Source organism: Bradyrhizobium sp. Ken01 (assembly GCF_055807355.1).
Genome location: NZ_JBVVPC010000165.1, coordinates 1 through 383, shown reverse-complemented (window position 1 = coordinate 383; position 383 = coordinate 1). Strand labels below are relative to the sequence as shown.

The window sequence follows — 383 nt, the reverse complement described above, 5'->3', positions numbered from 1 at the left end:
CGAGAATGGCCGGCCCGGGATCGAGACCCGGTTCATGATCGCACACTTACGGGCTGTCCGATGAGGGCGTTTGCGAGTGCTGGGTTCACGACCCGTATTCCAGTTCTTCACCGGCGAAGAGTTCTTTCAGCACGCCTTCCCGCAAGAGCGCTCGGACCTGAGCCATTGGCGCAAGCGGCTCGGCGCAAGCTGGAGTCGTTGCTGGCCGAGAGCCTGTGGGTGGCGCACGAGGCCGGCGCGTTACGCGGCCAGGATCTCAAGCGCGTCACGGTCGACACCACGGTGCAGCCGAACGCCATCACCTTCCCGACCGATGCCAAGCTGCTTCATGCGGCTATCAAGGGGCTCAACCGCCTGGCGAGAAGGCACGCCGTCAGGCTGCG

General features: G+C 65.0%; 1 pseudogene. It reads left to right on the top strand.

Going from position 1 to position 383, the window contains the following annotated elements:
• A pseudogene (locus tag AC0L3S_RS39200) lies at positions 1-383 on the top strand (IS5/IS1182 family transposase); the annotation flags it as partial.